General features: G+C 73.2%; 14 protein-coding genes. 10 read left to right on the forward strand and 4 right to left on the reverse strand.

The features are described 5' to 3' along the window. Positions 1-83: 83 nt before the first annotated feature. Positions 84-5,276, forward strand: a complete 5,193-nt coding sequence (locus FZC61_RS17410; RefSeq protein ID WP_148615428.1) for a PKD domain-containing protein — start codon at positions 84-86, stop codon at positions 5,274-5,276. Between the two features lie 16 nt (positions 5,277-5,292). Here FZC61_RS17410 and FZC61_RS17415 read toward each other — a convergent pair whose 3' ends face one another. Genes FZC61_RS17415 through FZC61_RS17425 form a run of 3 tightly spaced genes read right to left on the reverse strand, consistent with a single transcriptional unit; the run spans position 5,293 to position 7,866 of the window. Then, the gene (locus FZC61_RS17415) at positions 5,293-5,892 is read right to left on the reverse strand and encodes a hypothetical protein (RefSeq protein WP_148615429.1); all 600 of its coding nucleotides are present in this window, start codon (positions 5,890-5,892) and stop codon (positions 5,293-5,295) included. Positions 5,893-5,911: 19 nt separating this feature from the next. Further along, positions 5,912-6,385: an SRPBCC family protein gene (locus FZC61_RS17420; protein WP_148615430.1), complete on the reverse strand. Its 474-nt coding sequence runs from the start codon at positions 6,383-6,385 to the stop codon at positions 5,912-5,914. Positions 6,386-6,417: 32 nt separating this feature from the next. Next, on the reverse strand, positions 6,418-7,866 hold the full coding sequence (locus tag FZC61_RS17425) for a CCA tRNA nucleotidyltransferase (protein ID WP_425465825.1): 1,449 nt from the start codon (positions 7,864-7,866) through the stop codon (positions 6,418-6,420). Positions 7,867-7,928: 62 nt separating this feature from the next. On the opposite strand from FZC61_RS17425, the gene FZC61_RS17430 reads away from it, so the two are divergent. From FZC61_RS17430 to trxA, 7 genes are all read left to right on the forward strand, one after another. After that, positions 7,929-10,214, forward strand: coding sequence for a DUF6049 family protein (locus FZC61_RS17430; protein WP_148615432.1), 2,286 nt, complete (start codon positions 7,929-7,931; stop codon positions 10,212-10,214). Beyond that, positions 10,211-11,914, forward strand: a complete 1,704-nt coding sequence (murJ, locus tag FZC61_RS17435) for a murein biosynthesis integral membrane protein MurJ (RefSeq protein ID WP_246142759.1) — start codon at positions 10,211-10,213, stop codon at positions 11,912-11,914. Before FZC61_RS17430 ends, murJ begins: the two co-directional genes overlap by 4 nt. Before the next feature lie 69 nt (positions 11,915-11,983). Continuing rightward, on the forward strand, positions 11,984-13,882 hold the full coding sequence (locus tag FZC61_RS17440; RefSeq protein ID WP_148615433.1) for a protein kinase family protein: 1,899 nt from the start codon (positions 11,984-11,986) through the stop codon (positions 13,880-13,882). Further along, positions 13,875-14,573: an RNA polymerase sigma factor SigM gene (gene sigM / locus FZC61_RS17445; protein ID WP_148615434.1), complete on the forward strand. Its 699-nt coding sequence runs from the start codon at positions 13,875-13,877 to the stop codon at positions 14,571-14,573. The genes FZC61_RS17440 and sigM overlap by 8 nt, the downstream gene beginning before the upstream one ends. A 47-nt stretch (positions 14,574-14,620) precedes the next feature. Next, the gene (locus tag FZC61_RS17450; RefSeq protein ID WP_148615435.1) at positions 14,621-15,370 is read left to right on the forward strand and encodes a hypothetical protein; all 750 of its coding nucleotides are present in this window, start codon (positions 14,621-14,623) and stop codon (positions 15,368-15,370) included. 118 nt (positions 15,371-15,488) lie between these two features. After that, on the forward strand, positions 15,489-16,508 hold the full coding sequence (trxB, locus tag FZC61_RS17455) for a thioredoxin-disulfide reductase (RefSeq protein WP_148615436.1): 1,020 nt from the start codon (positions 15,489-15,491) through the stop codon (positions 16,506-16,508). A 65-nt stretch (positions 16,509-16,573) separates the two neighbouring features. After that, positions 16,574-16,900 carry a thioredoxin gene (gene trxA / locus FZC61_RS17460; protein WP_148615437.1) on the forward strand — a complete coding sequence of 109 codons (327 nt, stop codon included), beginning with the start codon at positions 16,574-16,576 and terminating at the stop codon, positions 16,898-16,900. Between the two features lie 46 nt (positions 16,901-16,946). Here trxA and FZC61_RS17465 read toward each other — a convergent pair whose 3' ends face one another. After that, positions 16,947-17,615 (reverse strand): GNAT family N-acetyltransferase, encoded by a 669-nt coding sequence (locus FZC61_RS17465; protein ID WP_148615438.1) that lies wholly within the window; start codon positions 17,613-17,615, stop codon positions 16,947-16,949. Positions 17,616-17,660: 45 nt separating this feature from the next. Here FZC61_RS17465 and FZC61_RS17470 point away from each other — a divergent pair, with 45 nt between their 5' ends. Together FZC61_RS17470 and FZC61_RS17475 are read left to right on the forward strand one after the other, a co-directional pair. Beyond that, positions 17,661-18,875 (forward strand): pyridoxal phosphate-dependent aminotransferase, encoded by a 1,215-nt coding sequence (locus tag FZC61_RS17470; RefSeq protein WP_148615439.1) that lies wholly within the window; start codon positions 17,661-17,663, stop codon positions 18,873-18,875. Between the two features lie 72 nt (positions 18,876-18,947). Beyond that, positions 18,948-19,727, forward strand: a complete 780-nt coding sequence (locus FZC61_RS17475; protein ID WP_148615440.1) for a lysophospholipid acyltransferase family protein — start codon at positions 18,948-18,950, stop codon at positions 19,725-19,727. The last annotated feature ends 4 nt before the right edge of the window (positions 19,728-19,731 follow it).

Genomic DNA, 19,731 nt, shown 5'->3' on the forward strand with positions numbered 1-19,731 from the left:
CCGAGACCGTAACTGTCTGACAACCCGCGTCGTTCTTCGACATGTCGGCCCGCGCTCGGCGTGCCCCGCTCGTGAGGACCACGATGTCTGCTCTGTCCCCGTCCCGTCGTGTCCGCCTCTCGGTGGCGACCGTCCTGATCGGCCTGGTGACGGCGCCGCTCGCGATGAGCGCGGCCGGGCCCGCGTCGGCCGCCCCCGCGGCTGCGCAGGCCGCCGCGGCGTCCGCAAGCGTCGATCCCGCGCTACGACCGTCGGCCGAGGCCGTGGAGCCGGCCGGGTCGGCCTCGACCTTCACCTTCTTCATCCTGCGCACCAACCAGCCCGGCCCGTGCACCGGGCTGGGCGAGAACGTGAGCACCGACCCCTCGATCAACCGGCGCAGCTGCGCCTTCACCAACTTCCAGGTGACCGGGGCCACCGGAGCCCTCAGCGCCGAGCTGTACGCCGAGGGGGCGTCGACCCCGTTCGCCACGCCGGCCGTGGTCGCGCAGACCAACGGTGGTGGCACCGGCTTCCAGGTCTCGCTGCAGCCGTCGGCCGCCTGGTCCGCGGCCGCCGGCCGGGTCCGCATGGTCGTCAAGGACGCCACGGGCCCCATCGGCGAGTCGACGTTCTTCTACAACCACCTGGTCGCCACCGTCACGACCGGCGGCGCCACCACCCCCGGCACGGCGTTCGGGGTCACCGGCACGCTCGTCGAGCACCTGGCCGGCACGACCGGCGGCGACACCGCGGTGCCCGCGACGTTCCGGCTCCGCGTCACCGGGCCGGACTCGACCACACCCCTGTACACCTCTCCCGTCCTCACCGCCGCCTCCGACGGCACCTTCAGCACCACGGTCCCCGGCAGCGCCACCGAGGGGCTCGCCGGCGGTGACAGTCTCTCCAAGACGCTCGCGGTCGAGGTGGTCGACGCCTCCTACGAGGACACCACCGCCCTCCCGCCCCCGGTCACGGGTCGGTGGGCCGCCGGCGTGGCCGGCACCGCGGCGCACACCGTGACGATCCCGGCGACGCGGCTCACGCTGCTCAACAGCTTCGTCTCCTCCGTCGGCTGGGTGAAGCCGGGCGAGGTCTACCCCTCACAGCTCGTCGTCCGCAACGACACCACCACCGCCGCGACACCGAGCGTCCTGCTCACCGTGCCCACCGGCACCTCGCTGCTGACCGCCGCGGGTCCGGGGACCCACCCGGTCTCTCCCACGGGGCTCACCTGGGCCCCCGGCACCCTCGCACCCGGCGAGAGTGCGGAGCTGGTGCTGACCGCGCGCGCCAGCAGGACCTCCCAGCTGCCCACCGTCGTGTGGCGCGACCTCTCGTCCTCGGCGGTCCTCCAGGTCCCGGGCCAGCCCGACAAGACCGTGCTGAGCCACGGCCCCAAGGTGATCCCGCCCAGCGATGTCTACAACACCGCCCGCTACGGCGACCGGCCGTTCCCGATCGTCCCGGTCCAGTACAACGACCGGTCCTACCAGGACACCCACAACGGCCAGCTGCTCGCCCAGAAGATCAACGACCCCGGCACCCCCGGATCGACCTTCAACCTCTACCAGGAGATGTCGATCAAGCAGCTGTACCCCAACGGCACCGTCCCGTCCTCGGGCATCGCGACCGCCGACTTCACGTACGCGCCGGGCTTCGACTTCCAGTCCACGGTGCCCGGCCAGTCCTGCACCGGCACGACGTACGCCGACCTGCCCGCCGACGTGTCCGGCACGCCGCTGTACCCCGAGCGCGTGACCAACGGCGTCTACAACCTGCCCGGCCAGACCCAGTTCTACGGTGCCGACGCCAACGGCTCGGCCGTGGTCGGCTCGGTGGCCGGCGTCGGAGCCCTGCAGAACATCGACTCCGGCTGCGGCCCGACCGGCAAGCTCGTCCACGACGCTGCTGCGCTGGCCGACCCCGAGCTCGACTACAGCGACTACGACACCGACAAGGACGGGGTCGTCGACTTCTTCATGGTCGTCTACGCCGGCTGCGGCGGCAACGGCGCCTCACAGATCCCGATGTGCACCAGTGCGCAGAGCGACACCGCGTCCTACGACAACATCTGGCCCCACTCGTCCTCCCTCGAGGGCGCCTACACCGACCCGGTCACCGGGCTGCCCGGCTTCACGACCGACGACCAGCTCAAGGACCTCGAGGACCGGCCGCTCTGGTACACCGACACGACGTACACGACCACGACCACCGTGGACAAGGGCGAGGCGCTCAAGGTCTACGTCCGCGTCGGGCCCTACAACGTCAACCCCGAGACCGCGATCGACAACGCCTCGGTCATCAGCCACGAGTACGGCCACAGCCTCGGGCTGCCCGACTTCTACTCGACCGGCAGCCGCGAGACCTACGGTGACTGGAACCTCATGGCCACCGACAAGTCGCAGAACATGGACGCCTACTCGCGCCAGGAGCTCGGCTGGGTCGTGCCCCAGGTGCTGGCGCCCGGCGCCACGACCTCGGTCAAGGACTGGAAGAACTCCAAGATCGACACCGGCACCATCACCTGGCAGGCGCCCGACGGCACGCCGTACACCCTGACCGACGGAGCCGACGGCACGGTCCACAACTCCGAGATGTACGTCGCCAAGCTGCCCGGTCGCACGTTGCTCGACGCGAGCGCCTTCACCAGCGGTGTGGGCTCCACCCCGCAGCACCTGTGGTGGTCGGGCTCGGGCAACGACTTCGGGTGCGCTCCCGTGGGAGGGCGCAACTTCGACCTCTCGATCCCCGGTCTTGCCACCCTTCCCAGCGGGACGCCCGTCAAGCTGACCTTCAAGTCACGCTGGGACATCGAGTGGGACTTCGACTACGGGTTCGTCCTGACCACCACCGACGGCGGCGCCACCTACACCTCGCACCCCTCGGCCAACGGCTACACCACCTCGAAGGCCGGGGTGCCCGGCAACGTCAACATGAACGGCTGCCTGGACACCTACGACAACGGCATCACCGGCACCAGCGGCTCCTACAGCGCCGGCACCCAGGCCGTCGACCGGGTCGCGGGCAACACGCCGGCCCCCGTCTTCCTCGCCGACAGCTACGACATCAGCGACCTGGCGGGCAAGCGCAACGGCGCCCTGCGCTTCAGCTACTCCACCGACCCGGGTCTGGCCCGGCCGGGCTGGTTCATCGACGACGTCAAGGTCACCGCGACCGTCAACGGCGTCGACAAGGTGCTCTACTCGACGGACTTCGAGTCCAGCGGCGGTCCCGCCGACGACGCCGTCTTCAACGGCGGCTGCAACGAGGACCTGGCCGTCGCCTCGAGCTGCACCAAGGGCTGGAAGTACCTCGCCGCCGGGGCCGCCTCGGTGCAGGACCACGCCTACTACCTGGAGATGCGCGACCGGTCGAGCTTCGACTTCGACGGCCGCGGCGAGAACGACCGCGACCCCATCGGGTTCCAGGCCGGCCTCTACCTCGCCTACACCGACGAGGCGCACGGGTACGGCAACGTCGGGACCGACGACCCGCCCGCGCAGTCGCCGCTCGACTCGGTGCCCACCGTCGGCTCGGCGACCCCCAACCTCGACGACGCGTCCTTCAACGCCACGCCGGCGCGCTCCACCTTCACCGACGCCAAGGCCACACCCCACGTCGACAACTACGCCGACCCGAGCACGACCTCGGGCAACTGGGAGTTCGCCTACGACTGCCTCGGCTTCAAGGTCGACGCGATGAGCGGGCAGGACGCGGCGCCGCAGAGCAACCTGACCGGCGACGTCACCTTCACCCTCGGCACCGGGTGCGGTGCGTTCGACTACGGATACGAGCCCGAACGGGTCGTCGACAACACCGCCCCGACCGCGGTGGCCTCGGCGAGCCCGACGACCGCCACCACCGGCCAGCAGGTCGCGTTCTCGTCGGCGGGCTCGACCGACGCCGAGACCCCCGGCGAGCTCGACTACAGCTGGGACCTCGACGGCGACGGCACCAAGGACGCCGCCGTCGCTGCGCCGAGCTTCGCGTACGGCACGGCCGGGACCTACACCGCGACCCTGACGGTCACCGACCCCTCCGGTCTGACCGACACCGCCACCGTGGTGGTCACGGTCACCGGTGCGCCGGCCGCCAACACCGCCCCCACGGCCGACGCCACCGCGGACCCGGTCGCCGTCGGCATCGGACAGAACGTCACCCTCACCGGCGCCGGCTCGACCGACGCCCAGACCCCGTCGTCGCTGACCTACAGCTGGGACTTCGGTAACGGCGGCACCACCGTCGACGCGACGACCCGCGACACGTCGGTGTCCTACCTGCAAGCCGGCACCTACACGGTGACGCTCACCGTCACCGACCCCGGCGGGCTCAGCGACACCGACACCGTCGTGATCACGGTGACGACGCTCCCGCCGCCCAACACGGCCCCGACGGCGGCAGCCTCGGCGACCCCCTCCACCGTCGCTGTGAACGGCGACGTCGTGCTCAGTGCGGCGGACTCGACCGACGCCGAGAACCCCGCGGGCCTGACCTACAGCTGGGACTTCGGCGACGGCGGCACCCTCGCGGACGCAACGACCCGCGACGTCACCACGTCGTACCCCGCGGTGGGCACCTACACGGCCACGGTCACCGTGACCGACCCCCAGGGACTCAACGACACCGCGACCACCACGGTGACCGTCACGAGGACCGGTGACACGACGAAGCCGACGATCCGTACCACCATCAGCCCCTCGCCGGTCCTGGTCAGCCGGGCCTCCGTGGTCTCCGCCGCCGGCTCCACCGACGACGTGACCGCCTCCGGCGACCTGACCTACCAGTGGAACCGGCGCAACGGCGGCTCCCTGGTCGACGCCACCGGGCCCACGCTGCGGCTCTTCTACCGCAACCCCGGGGTCCGCACGGTCGGGTTGACCGTGACCGACGAGGCGGGCAACGTGTCCACCCGCAGCGTGCGGGTCGCCGTCTACCGCTACGCGGCCTGCGGCACCCGCGCCGTGCGCACGACGGGCGACGTGCGGGTGCGCAGGTCCGATGCGGCCATCGGGGGCCGTTACTGCGCCACCCGGCGGGCGACCCCGGGCCGCGACTCCCTGGTGATCCACTTCCGGGGTACCCGGGTCGACATCCTGCGTGGCCTGGCCCCGCGAGGCGGCTCGGCGGCGGTCTACGTCGACGGCGTCCGCAGGACGACGGTGTCGTTCCGGGGCGGCACCCGTCTGACGTTCCGGCACGCTGCCACGCTGACCGGGTTCACCCCTGGCTCGCACAAGCTGGAGCTGCGGCGCACCCGCGGGCGCATCTACGTCGAGGGGTTCCTGGTCCAGTAGCCCGCAGGGCCCTCCCTCACCGGTGCCGGTCGGCCCCTCGGCCGACCGGCACCGCGCACGAGCGCGAGCTGCCCTGGAGCACGCCGTCGGCGCACAGGGTCGCCGCGTGGGCCGCGCCCCCGACCGGTCCGAGCGCGGGCGCGACGGCCACGACCGGGCGCAGCAGCGGGTCCACGACGTCGGTGAGGGGGGTGTCAGGACCCTCGAGGCCCCCGTCCACGCTGGTAGCGACCCCAGGGTCGAGGCCCGCCGTCGGTCCAGCCGCCCCACCGGGGGCGACCCCGAGGCTCGACGGCATCGGCGCGGAGCCGGTGACCCCGACCGTCAGCCCACGGCCCGGCTCGTCACGCCGGCCGTCGTCACGCGCACGTACGTCGTCGGCGCCGCGCGGCGGCGCGGGAGGAGCGGGAAGGGCGAGCACACCACCGGGCCCGCGCCGGGCCGGGTCCCCGGGCAGGGGTAGTGGACCGGTGGCGGTGCGGACCAGGGCGAGCACCGAGGCGAGGGCGACCCCGCCCGCGCACGTCGTCAGGGCCAGGCGCCGCCGGCGGCGCCGTCGGGCCTCCCGACGGGTGCGGCGGCGGACGCCCTCGACCTCGATCTGGATCTCGGGCACGGGGTGGCCCGGCTGGTGCTCAGGCGCCCTCGGCCTCGGCCTTGACCTTGGCCAGCGTCTCCTGCATGCCCTGCTCGAGGCGACGGGTGAACGGCTCGACGCCGCCGAGCACGACCTTGGTGAGCGCGAGCGACAGGCGGGAGATGCCCTCGGGCACCTCGCGGCGCTGGGTCAGCGTGGTGCCACCGGCGCCGTTGTCGGCGAGCTCGAAGGACCAGATCGTGTTGTTCTCGCGCACCTTGAAGGCGAAGTCGCGGTGCGGCTCGAAGCGCACGACCTTGGCTCCGGTCGGCCAGAACAGCAGGCCCTGGCGGTTGAGGTTGCTGAAGGTCGCGCCCTTCTCGACCACGCCGCCCTTGACCTTGGAGCGCACGACCTGCGGGCTCCACGAGGCCATCCGGGGGACGTCGGTGACCAGCGCCCAGACCTGGGCGGGCGTCGCGTCGATGTCGATGCTCGCCTGGAGCTCTGCGTGCTGCTGCGTGTCGGCCATGGCCGGACCTTACTGAACGGCGTTCAACAACGTCATCGTGATGCCCACCACTCGAGCAGCGCCGCGCGTGCCTGGTCCTCGTCGAGGGGGCCGCGGTCCAGGCGCAGGTCGAGCAGGAACGCGTAGGCCTCGCCGACCTCGCGACCAGGCCCGATGCCGAGGACGGCCATGATCTGGTTGCCGTCGAGATCGGGGCGCAACGAGGCGAGCTCCTCCTCCTGCGACAACCGGGCGATGCGGGCCTCGAGGTCGTCGTAGGTGCGGCGCAGCCGGTCGGCCTTGCGCTGGTTGCGGGTCGTGCAGTCGGCGCGGGTCAGCACGTGCAGCCGCTCGAGCTGGTCGCCGGCGTCGCGCACGTAGCGGCGCACGGCCGAGTCGGTCCACTCCCCCGAGCCGTAGCCGTGGAAGCGCAGGTGCAGCTCGACGAGCTTGCTGACCGCCTCGATGTCGTCGTTGCTGAAGCGCAGCGCCTTCATCCGCTTGGCGGTGAGCTTGGCGCCCACGACGTCGTGGTGGTGGAAGGTCACGGTGCCGTCGCCGACCAGGCGGCGGGTCCGGGGCTTGCCGACGTCGTGCATGAGCGCGGCGAAGCGGGACACGAAGTCGGGCTCGCCGTCGGCCCGGCCCAGGCGCGGCTCGAGCTCGATCGCCTGCTCGAGCACGGTGAGCGTGTGCTCGTAGACGTCCTTGTGGCGATGGTGCTCGTCGCGCTCGAGCTGCAGCGCCGGCAGCTCGGGCAGCACCAGCGCGGCGAGCCCGGTGTCGACCAGCAGCGTCAGGCCCAAGCGCGGGTGGGGCGCGCAGATCAGCTTGACCAGCTCGTCGCGCACCCGCTCGGCGCTGATGATCGTGATGCGGTCGGCCATCGCGGTCATCGCGGCGACGACCTCGGGCGCGACCGTGAAGCCGAGCTGCGCGGCGAAGCGCGCGGCGCGCAGCATCCGCAGAGGGTCGTCGCCGAAGGAGTCCTCGGGCCGGCCGGGGGTGCGCAGCACCTGGTGGGCCAGGTCGACGATGCCGCCGTAGGGGTCCTCGAACTCGCGCCCGGGCAGGGCCACCGCCATCGCGTTGACGGTGAAGTCGCGGCGTCCCAGGTCACCGGCCAGCGAGTCGCCGTACTGGACAGTCGGGTTGCGCGACGACGGGTCGTAGGACTCCGAGCGGTACGTCGTCACCTCGACCACCCACTCGCCCTTGCGGGCCCCGATGGTGCCGAAGTCGCGGCCCATGTCCCACAGCGCGTCGCCCCAGCCCTTGAGCAGGCGCTCGGTCACCTCGGGGCGCGCCGACGTGGTGAAGTCGAGGTCGTGGTGGGAGCGACCCAGCATCGCGTCGCGCACCGGCCCGCCGACCAGGTGGAGCTCGTGGCCGGCGTCGGTGAACAGGGCGCCCAGGCTGTCGATCAGCGGGGCGAGCCGGTCGAGCTCGGCCCCCACGCGACGCTGCACCTCGACGATCGAGAGGGGGGCGGAGGAGGACACGGGCACTCGCGCCAGTCTAGGAGTGCCCGGCGGGCACAGGCGAGCCGGATACCCTCGTCCCCGTGGTCGGTCCCCGCAGGTACGTGCGCGCCCTCGCGGCGACGTGCGCCCTGGGCGCCGGTCTCGCGCTCACCCCCGTCGCGAGCCCCGCCACCGCGGCGACCGCCGCCACGTCGACTCGCACGGTCACCCCCACCGCCGCCGACCCCCTGGTCGACGACGCGCCCCTCGGCGTGACGATCCGGAGCATGACGCCCGGCTCGCTGCCCGCGACCGGCAACATCGTGGTCACCGGGACGGTCACCAACCGCACCGACGAGACCTGGAGCGGCATCAAGCTCTACGCGATCGGTCCGCGCGTCGAGGGCGGCGTCGACCTCTACCCCGCCCTGCGCAACCAGGGCGAGCTCGAGCAGGCGATGCAGCAGCCGTTCGACGAGATCGTCGGCGAGCGGCTCACCAACGTCGGCACCCCCGGCTCGGTCGAGGAGCTGCCCCCCGGGGCCTCCTCCGGCTACACCGTGGTCGTGCCGGCCGACGCCGTCCAGGTCACCCGGGCCGGCGTCTACTGGTTCGGCGTGCACGCCATCGGCGAGAGCGCCGGGTCCCCCTACGACCTGGTCGCCGACGGCCGCGCCCGCACGTTCCTGCCCTACGTCCCGCGACGCTTCGACACCACCCCGGTCACCGGGTCGCTGGTCGTCCCGCTGGCGCAACCGGTCCGCTACGCCGCCGACGGCTCGGTCGACGACGAGGACGCCTGGGTCCGCGCCCTCGACGACGGCGGCCGGCTGACCCGGCTGCTCGACCTGGTGGCGGCGAGCCCCACCCCCGTGACCTGGGTGGTCGACCCCGCGCTCGTCGACGCCGTCGCGCACCTGGCCGAGGGCAACCGGCCCCGCTCCCTCGACGACACGACGGTGCCCACCGACCCCAGCACCGATCCTGGCAGCGACCCCAGCACCGACCCCAGCACCGACCCCGCCGGCGGTCCACCGGCCGACGACCCGAGCGACGGGTCGACCACGACGCCCACCGACGAGCCCTCCGCGACCGCCGAGCCGCTGTCGGAGTCGGCGCAGGTGGCCGCCGCGTGGCTGGCCCGGCTCGGCGCCGCGCTGCAGGGCGACGAGGTCCTGACCCTCCCCTACGGCAACGTGGACGTCCCCGCGACGGTCGCCCACGACCCCGACCTGCTGCGGGTCGCGCTCGCCCAGCGCAGCGTGGCCCTGGCGTCGCTCGGGGTCGACACCAAGCCCGTCATCTCGTCGCCCAGCGGCTACCTCGACGCCGCCAGCATCCGCGCCATCGACCCCGACACCCAGGTGCTGGTCACCGACCGGATGCTCGGCGCCGACCCGCCGGCCGCGGTCGACGCCGAGGGCCATCGCCTGCTCGTGACGTCGTACGGCGCCACGCAGGGCAGCCCCGGGCCCGGGCGCACCCTCACCACGGTCGGCATCCGGCAGCGGCTGCTCGCCGAGGCCGCGGTGAGGGTCATCAAGAACAAGCGTCCGCCGCTGGTCGCCGTGCTGCCGCTGGACTGGGAGCTCGACGACGGGCCCGCGTTCTTCGCCGGGCTCCAGGTGCCGTGGCTCGACCTCGGCCCGCTCGCCGACGTCGACACCGAGGCCTCCGCCACGACGGTGTCGCCCGACGACCTCGACTACCCCCGGCTGCAGCGGCGCCGCGAGCTCGACGCGCCCACCGTCGACGCGGTCGCCGACCTGATCAAGGCCGGTGACACCCTGCAGAACGTCCTGGTCGACAACACCGAGATCGGCGGTGTGCTGACCGAGGAGGCCCTCACGGGCCTGTCCTACTTCGTGCGCTACGGCCAGACCGGGGGCCGGCTCGCGACCGGCCGGTCGCGCGCCTGGGTCGGCAGCCGGCTCAGCGGCGTGCGCATCAGCGCCTCGCCCGGGGTCACGCTGTCGAGCTCCGACGGCAAGTTCGTCGTCAACCTCACCAACACCCTCGACCACCGGGTCGCGGTCAGCGTGCGCGCCGAGTCCGACGACGGCATCGAGGTCCTCGCGCCCGAGCGCATCGTGCTGCCCCCCGGCGGACGCGACACCGTCCTGCTGCGGGCGACCACCACCACCAACGCGGTCCACAACGTCACCCTGAGCGTCACCGACCCCACCGGCGCGCCGCTGGGGTCGACGGCCCAGCTGCCGATCCGGCCGACCCAGGTCAGCGGCGTGATCTGGCTGATCATGGGCACCGGCGCCGGGCTGCTGTTCCTCGCGATCGCCGTACGGCTGTTCCGGCGGGTGGCCGCCGGTCGCCGCGGCGAGGCCGGCGCCGGACGCCGCCCTGCGGGCTCCTCCGTCGAGGCCGCGTGAGCACCAGGGACAGGGCCGTCGACCCGAGCGCAGGGCCCGCCGAGGGGGCCGCCGACGAGCAGCAGGCCCTGCTGGCCAACAGCGCGGTGATGGCGGCCGGCACGGTGGTGTCGCGGATGAGCGGGTTCGTCCGCTCGGCCCTGCTCGCCGCCGCGCTCGGCGCGAGCCTGCACGCCGATATCTTCACGATCTCCAACACCGTGCCCAACATGCTCTACATCCTGCTGGCGGGCGGCGTCTTCAACGCCGTGCTCGTGCCGCAGCTGGTGCGGGCCATGACCGACGACGCCGACCAGGGCGAGGCCTACACCAACCGGATCATCACCCTCGCCGCGCTGTTCCTGGGCGTCGTGACGGTGGCGCTCGTCGCGCTGGCCCCGCAGCTGATGTCGCTCTACCTCGGCGACCGCTACGACGAGCCCGACCGCACGGCTCACCTGCAGTCGGTCATCGACTTCGCGCGCTACTGCCTGCCGCAGGTCTTCTTCTACGGCATGTTCGTCCTGGTCGGCCAGATCCTCAACGCGCGCCACAGGTTCGGTCCGATGATGTGGGCCCCGATCGCCAACAACGTCATCTCCGTGGCGGTGCTGGTCGTCTACCTGTTCGCCTTCGGGCCGGCGCGCGGTGCGGAGTCGACCGCGGCGTTCTCCTCCGGGCAGGAGCTGCTCCTGGGGCTGGGGTCGACGGCCGGGATCGCGGCCCAGCTGCTCATCCTGCTGCCCTACCTGCGCCGCGCCGGCTTCCGCTACCGGCCGCGGTTCGACTTCCGCGGCACAGGGCTGTCCCACACCCTGCGGCTCGGGCTGTGGACGGTGCTGTTCGTGGTGGTCAACCAGGTCGCCTACACCGTCGTGGTCCGCCTGGCCTCCGGCGGCACCGCCGACGGGGGCGACGGCACCGGCTACACCATCTACTCGTCGACGTTCCTGATCGTGATGGTGCCGCACTCGGTGATCACGGTGTCGCTGGCCACGGCGGTCCTTCCCCGGCTGTCGCGGTACGCCGCCGCGGGAGACGTGGGCCAGCTCGGTGCCACGTTGTCGGCCAACCTGCGCACGGCGCTGGCGGTCGTCGTCCCGTTCGCGGCCGTGCTGCCGCTCGTGGCGCGCGACCTCGCGCAGGTGATCTGGGGCCACGGCGCCGCGGCCGAGCAGTTCACCCGCTACGCCCCGTCGCTGGCCCTGTTCGGCCCGGGCCTGGTGATGTTCACCGTCCACTACCTGGTGCTGCGCGGCTTCTACGCCCTCGAGCTGACCCGCACCGTCTTCTACGTGCAGTGCGTCGTCGCGACCGTCAACGTCGTGGCCGCGCTGCTGCTCGTGCGCGGCACCGACGCCGCCGGCACCTCGCCGGCCCTCGTGCTCGCCTACGCGACGTCGTACGCCGTGGGCGCGGTGCTGTCCTACACCGTCCTGCGCCGGCGCGTCGGCCGCCTGGAGACCGGACGGCTCGCCCGGTTCGTGCTCCGGCTCGCGGTCGCGGTCGCGGTGTCCACCGCGGTCGCCGGGGTGCTCGCCGTCCTCCTCGGGCAGCTGGCCGACGACCCCGGCTGGGTCGTGGCGGGCCTGCGCGGGGCGGTCGTGGCCGCCGCCGGCGGGGTCACCTACCTGGTGACGGCCCGCGTGTTCCGCCTGCAGGAGGTCACGACCGTGATCCGGACCGTCACACGCCGGGGAAGCCGCACCCCGCAGGCCTGACCCGTCCTACGATGGCCGTGGTGTCCCATCCGCCCCATCCACGCAGCGCAGCCCGAGGAGACGAGTCAGGTGCCGCACGCCACCCGGCCCGGTGACCTCCTCGGCGACCGCTACCAGCTCGTCGACCTGCTCACCGAGAGCGAGGGCGGCCGCTTCTGGCGGGCCTACGACCGGGTTCTCGAGCGGCACGTCGCGATCCACGTGATCCGTGGCGACGACGAGCGCGCGCCCGCGCTGATGGAGGCCGCACGTCGCTCGGCGACGGTGCTCGACCGGCGGGTGCTGCGCGTGCTCGACGCCGAGTGCACCGACGACCAGTGCTACGTCGTCAACGAGTGGGGCTGGGGCACGTCCCTCGACATCGTCGCGGCCGGCTCGGGCGCGCTTGGCGCGCGCCGCGCCGCGTGGCTGGTCTCGGAGGTCGCCGACTCGATCGCCGTGGCGCACGCCGCAGGGGTGACCCACGGTCGGCTCAACCCCGAGAACGTCCTGGTCGACCGCGCCGGCGGGGTCCGCATCATCGGTCTGTGCGTCGACGCCGCGCTCCACGGGCTCGTCGGCCCCGACGGCCCCCCGCCCGGCGGGGTCCAGCACGACATCGACGACCTGGCCGGGCTGCTGTACTGCGCCCTCACCAGCCGGTGGGCCGGGGCCTCGGGGTCGATCGTCCCCGCCGCACCCCGGGGGCACGGCGAGGTGCTGCGCCCGCGCCAGGTGCGCGCCGGGATCCCGCGCACCCTCGACCTGCTGTGCGAGGAGGTGCTGCACCGCTCGCCGGACCGCGCGCCGGGGACGCGCCACCGCGAGCTCGACGACGTCGTGGCCTCCGCGCGGGGCGTGGCCGACTACCTCGCCGAGTTCGTCGGCGACCCGACCGGCATGCCGGCGGCGCTGCTGGCGAGCACCCCCGACGTGCTGCCCGACGAGGAGCAGGTCGTGCTGCCGCCGGTGCCCGAGATGCTGCCGCACGCCGAGGCCCCGCAGCCGGTGCCGGTGCCCGAGCCCGAGCCCGAGCCCGAGACCACCGTGCTGGCCGCGACCGACGAGGACCGTCCGACCGAGGCAGGGGTCCCCATCTTCGGCGACGACGACGACGTCTCCTGGCTGGAGCGGCGTACGACCCCCGCTCCCCCACCGCCACCGTTCGAGGCACCCCCCGAGCGACCGCTGTTCGCTCCCGAGCCCGCCGCCGGCGCGGCGCCCCGCACGCCGCGGCAGGGTCAGGGCGCCCGCTCGGGTCCCGGCGGCGGCAAGGACGACCACTACTGGCCCTGGGACACCGGCGCGGGCGCCTCGACGAGCAGCAGCGCCCTGGCGGCGGTCACCGACGAGCCCGTCCCGGGCCGCGGGTTCCTGCGGCTCGGGGTGCTCCTGGCGGCGCTGGTGCTGCTCGCCGTCGCGGTCGTCGTCGCGGTCAACCTCGGCAACGGCGGCAGCGACCCGGGCAGCGACCCGTCCGGCACGGCGAGCACCGGCGAGGCCGGTCGGGCCGGGCGCCAGGCCCGGGGGCCGGTCATCAGCGGCGTCAGCGCGGCGGCCTTCGACCCGCAGGGCGACCCGCCCTCCGAGAACGACGAGGAGGCGGGGGCCGCGGTCGACGGCGACCCCGCCACGACCTGGTCGACCGAGGGCTACAACGACCAGCTGGGCCCCCCGCCCGGTCTCAAGCTCGGCGTCGGGCTGGTGCTCGACCTCGGCGAGCAGCGGTCGGTCGGCCAGGTGTCGCTCTCGTTCGTCGGCACCCCGACCTCGGTGTCGCTCTTCGTCACCGAGGGGCGGCCCGACAGCGTCGACGGCCTCGACCCGGTCGCGCAGGGCAGTGCCGACGGCCCGCGGCTGACCCTCGACGCCGGTGGGGCCCGCGGCTCCCACCTCGTGGTGTGGCTGACGGCGCTGCCCGTCGGCGACGACGGCCGCTTCCGCGGCACGGTCTCCGAGGTGGTCGTGCGGGCGGCTCCGGGTGAGTGAGACCGACGGGTCGCACCACGGCACCGACGCCCGCACCGACGCCGAGCTGATCGCCGCCCACGTCGACGGCGACCACCACGCGTTCGGCGAGCTGTTCGCCCGCCACCGCGACCGGCTGTGGGCCGTCGCGCTGCGCACGATGGGCAACCCCGACGACGCCGCCGACGGGCTGCAGGACGGCATGGTGGCGGCCTACCGGCGGGCCGCGTCGTTCCGCGGCGAGGCCCAGGTGACCACCTGGCTGCACCGCGTCGTCGTCAACGCCTGCCTCGACCGGCTGCGCGCCGCGAAGGTCCGCCGTACCGACGTCCTGCCCGACGACCTCGAGGAGTACGGCGGCCGCGGGTCGACGGTCTCGGCCACCGACGCCGCGCTCGACCCCGCCGACCTCACCGTGGCCGCCGACCGCCGCCGCCAGGTGCTCGCCGCACTCGCGACGCTGCCCGACGAGCAGCGGGCGGCCCTCGTGCTCGTCGACATGGAGGGCTACCCCGTCGCCGAGGTCGCGGTGATGCTCGACTGCGCGGTCGGCACGGTCAAGTCACGCTGCTCGCGCGGTCGCACCCGGCTCGCGGCGCTGCTGGTCGGGCTCCTCGACGACGCCGGTGGTGACGGCCACCCCGACCCGGGGAACCGCCCTGCCCCCCGCGCCGTCCGATCCACGCACCCCCCGCGGGGTCCACCGGCCTGAGCGGACCCACCCCTGCCCACGCACCCCACCCACCCGGAAGCGACCCGATGTCCGAGCACGACCCCGAGGCCGGCCCCGCCGAGCAGGAGGCCGTACGCCGCCTGCTCGCCGAGGCGCGCCACGTCGAGCCGCTGCCGCCCGACGTCGCGGCCCGGCTCGACGGGGTCCTGGCGCAGCTCGCGGCCGAGGGCCCGCACGCGGTCGACCCGGCGCCCGCGGCCCCGCACGCCGCGCAGGTCGTCGACCTCGCCGCGCGGCGCCGCCGGCGGGCGCGGGGACTCCTCGGCGCCGCCGCCGCCGTGGTGGTGCTCGGGGTCGGTGCCACCCAGGTGCTGGACAGCACGAGCCGGTCCGGCAGCGACGACTCGGCGAGCTCCACGGCGGAGGCGGGCGCCGACAGCTCCGTCGCTGACGCCCAGGCGCCCGCGAAGCAGGAGGACGCCCCCGCCGATGCAGGAGGCCAGGGCGGCCCGACCGCGCTCAGCAGCACCCTGCCCCCCACCACCCCCAGGATCGACCGCGCGGGCTTCCGCGCGTCGGTGCTGCGGCTGCGCGACGCCGCCGCCGTCGCCTCGCCCGGTGCCCGCACCAGGCTCGGTGCCGCCGGGCTGACCGCCGACCGCCTGTTCGTGTGCCCGCCCACGACGCTCGGCCCCGGACGCCTGGTGCCCGTGGTCTACGCCGGCGCGCCCGCTGTCCTGGTCTACCGTCCGGCGACCGGCGCGACCCAGTCGGTCGAGCTGCTGCAGTGCGGCACGGCTGCCGTGCTGCGCTCGGTCGTGCTCCCGGCGCGCTGACGCCACGATCCGGTCACCGTCACGGGCACCACGGGACGGGCGGAATGCTGCTCACCTACGATCGGTTGTGCCGGATGTACGCACGCCCCACCCGCCAGCTCGAGGAGACCCGCCCCGCATGACGCAGTCCGCGACCGAGACGCCCGACGCCGGGCCCCGCAACGTCATCATCATCGGATCCGGGCCCACCGGCTACACCGCGGCGGTCTACGCCGCCCGTGCCAGCCTCGAGCCCCTGGTCTTCGAGGGCTCGGTGACCGCCGGTGGCGCGTTGATGAACACCACCGAGGTCGAGAACTTCCCGGGCTTCCGCGACGGCATCATGGGCCCGGCCCTGATGGACGAGGTGCGCGCCCAGGCCGAGCGCTTCGGCGCCGAGCTCATCCCCGACGACGTCGTGGCCGTCGACCTGACCGGTGACGTCAAGGTCGTGCGCACCGCCACCGACACCTACACCGCCCGCGCGGTGATCCTGGCCACCGGCTCGGGCTACCGCAAGCTCGACCTGCCCAACGAGGACGCCCTCTCCGGTCGCGGTGTCTCCTGGTGCGCCACGTGCGACGGCTTCTTCTTCCGCGACCAGCACATCGCGGTCGTCGGCGGCGGCGACTCGGCCATCGAGGAGGCGACCTTCCTGACCCGCTTCGGGTCGAAGGTGTCGCTCATCGTGCGCCGCGACGAGCTGCGGGCCTCCAAGATCATGCAGGAGCGCGCGTTCGCCGACCCCAAGCTCGACATCGTCTGGAACTCCGTGGTCGAGACCATCAACGGCACCGAGAGCCTCGAGTCGGTGACCCTGCGCGACACCGTGACCGGGCAGACCCGCGACCTCGACGCCACCGGCCTGTTCATCGCGATCGGCCACGACCCGCGCTCCGAGCTGTTCAAGGGGCAGGTCGACCTCGACGACAACGGCTACGTCCTCGCGGGTCACCCCGGCACCTCGACCAACCTGCCCGGCGTGTTCGCCGCCGGCGACCTGGTCGACCACATCTACCGCCAGGCCATCACCGCGGCCGGCACCGGCTGCGCCGCGGCGCTCGACGCCGAGCGCTACCTCGCCGAGCTCGACCACGTCGCCGCCTCGGGGGCCGAGGCCAAGCAGCGCGCCGACGCCGAGGCCGCGCTCGACCTGTGACCGTGCGGGAACACCTCGGCCCCACCTCGCGTTAACCCACCACACAAACCTCGAAGGGAATTCCCGTGGCCAACATCGCAGCCGTCACCGACGCAGAGTTCGACACCCAGGTCCTGCAGTCCGAGCTCCCCGTGCTCGTCGACTTCTGGGCGGAGTGGTGCGGCCCCTGCCGCCAGGTCGCCCCGATCCTCGACGAGATCGCCACGCAGCACGGCGAGAAGATCAAGTTCCTCAAGATGAACGTCGACGAGAACCCCGTCACGCCGTCGTCGTACCGCGTGACCGGCATCCCGACCATCAACGTCTACCAGGGCGGCCAGGTCGTGCGCAGCATCGTCGGCGCCCGCCCCAAGGCCGCGCTGCTCAAGGAGCTCGAGGAGTTCACCGGCTGAGCTGGTCCCACGCCCATCCGTGGGCACCGGCAGACCCCGGACGCCGTCAGGTGTCCGGGGTCTGCTGCGTCTGGCGCAGGTGGGGCACCGGGGCCGGTGCGGGCCGCACCGCCCCCACCAACCGCTCCAGGGCGGCCTCGACCTCGTCCTTCCAGGTCAGCGCGGAGCGCAGCTCCATGCGCATGCGCGGTGTCGTGGCGTGGGGCCGGTGGGTCCGGAAGCCGACGTGGGCCAGGAAGTCGGACGCCACCACGCACCGACCCGGGTGGTCCGTGCGACCGCGGGTGTCGCCGAAGGCCTCGACGGCCCGGATGCCGCCCCGCGTGACGAGGTCGGCGGCCATCGACTGCACCAGCATCCGCCCGATCCCCGCCCCGGCGTGGGCGGGCGCGACGTAGGCCATCGTCATCAGCACCGCGTCGGCCGACACCGGCGCCGTCGGGTGGCTGGCGGCGCCGGGCACGAACGCCGGCGGGGCGTACGCGACGTAGCCGACCGCGACGTCGTCGACGACGGCGACGCGCCCGCACGAGCCCCAGTCGCGCAGGACCCGGGACAGCCAGGCGTCCTTCTCGGCGGCGGCCTCGGCGTCGGTGACCAGACGCCCGCGGCGTACGGGGTCGAGCTCCCACCGCACGCACGCGCGACACGGCACGCCGGCGTGCCCCAGGTCGGCGAGGCGGTCGGGGGTGAGCCGCACGATCCGGCGGGTCATGAAACCCGAGCGTAGACGACCCCGTCGACCTGTCAGGATGACCCGGTGCGCCAGATCCGTCAGAGCAAGAAGCTGCACGACGTACGTTACGACGTGCGGGGTCCGATCCTGGTCGAGGCCCAGCGTCTCGAGGCCGAGGGTCACCGCATCCTCAAGCTCAACATCGGCAACCCCGCGCCGTTCGGCTTCGAGGCGCCCGAGGCGATCCTCGCCGACGTGGCCCACCACCTGCCGCACTCGCAGGGCTACAGCGACTCGCGCGGCATCTTCTCGGCCCGCACCGCGGTCGCGCAGTACTACCAGCAGCGGGGGCTGCGCGAGACCGCCGTCGACGACGTCTTCATCGGCAACGGGGTCTCCGAGCTGATCTCGATGGTGCTGCAGGCCTTCCTCGACGACGGCAACGAGATCCTGGTGCCCGCGCCCGACTACCCGCTGTGGACGGGTGCGGTCACGCTGTCCGGCGGCACCCCGGTGCACTACCTGTGCGACGAGGCCAACGGCTGGAACCCAGACCTGGCCGACATCGAGTCCAAGATCACCGAGAACACCCACGGGCTGGTGATCATCAACCCCAACAACCCCACGGGCGCGGTCTACAGCAAGGAGATCGTCGACGGCCTGGTCGACATCGCCCGACGCCACGACCTGGTCGTCTTCGCCGACGAGATCTACGAGAAGATCCTGTTCGACGACGCCGTGCACCACCACGCGGCCGCCTCGGCCGGGTCCGACGTGCTGTGCCTGACGTTCTCGGGGTTGTCGAAGGCCTACCGGGTCTGCGGCTACCGCGCCGGCTGGGTGATGATCTCGGGCCCGCAGGAGATCGCCACCGACTTCATCGAGGGCCTCACCCTGATCGCCAACATGCGGATGTGCTCCAACGTGCCGGCCCAGCACGCCATCCAGACGGCGCTGGGCGGCTACCAGTCGATCAACGAGCTGATCGTCCCCGGCGGCCGCTTCTACGAGCAGAGCATGCTGGCCCACCGGCTGCTCAACGAGATCCCGGGGGTCTCCTCGGTCAAGCCCAGTGGCGCGCTGTACTGCTTCCCCCGCCTGGACCCCGAGGTCTACGCCATCGAGGACGACGAGGCGTTCGTCATCGACCTGCTGCGCGCCAAGAAGATCCTGGTCACCCACGGCACGGGGTTCAACTGGCCGGCCCCCGACCACTTCCGGCTGGTGACCCTGCCCGACGTCGTGATGCTCGAGGAGGCGATCGGCCGGATCGCCGACTTCCTGGCGACCCGACGCTGACGGCGCGACCCCGCGTCTGTCACCCTCGGGGTCGACATCCCCGCACCCCCTTGTGTCCCAGGAGTGGCAGCCATGCGTGACATCACCTACCCGCCGATCATCGTCGCGGCCAAGACGGCCTTCCGGCTGCTCGGCCAGAACTTCCAGATGAGCGGCACCGAGCACGTCCCGCGCACCGGCGGGGTGCTGCTCGCGGTCAACCACATCGGCTACGTCGACTTCATCTACGGCGGCCTGGCCGCCAACCCCTCGGGTCGCAAGGTGCGGTTCATGGCCAAGCGCGAGCTCTTCGACCACACGCTGACCGGGCCGCTGATGCGCTCGCTGCACCACATCGAGGTCGACCGCGGGGCCGGCACCCAGTCGATGCGCACGGCGCTCGAGTACCTGCGCGCCGGCGAGGCCGTCGGCATCTTCCCCGAGGCGACCATCTCCCGGTCCTTCGAGCTCAAGGAGTTCAAGAACGGTGCCGTCCGCATCGCCGCGGAGGCGGGGGTCCCGCTGGTGCCGGTGATCCTCTGGGGCACCCAGCGGATGATGACCAAGGACCACGAGCGCGACTTCTCGCGCGGCAAGACCATCGCGATCCGGGTCGCGCCGCCCATGTACCCGACCGGCGAGGACCCCGCCGCCGAGACCGAGGCGTTGCACCGCGTGATGTCGTCGCTGCTCGACGAGACCATCCGGACCTACCCCGCCGAGGAGCAGCCGCTCGGGTCGTGGTGGCTGCCGGCGTCGTACGGCGGCAGCGCCCCCACCCCGGCCGAGGCCGAGCGTCTCGACGCTGAGGAGAAGCGGGCCCGGGCCGCCAAGCGCGCAGCCCGTCGGGCCGACAAAGCGTCCGAGGGCTGACGTT

Source organism: Nocardioides rubriscoriae, assembly GCF_008087085.1.
GTDB lineage: Bacteria > Actinomycetota > Actinomycetes > Propionibacteriales > Nocardioidaceae > Nocardioides > Nocardioides rubriscoriae.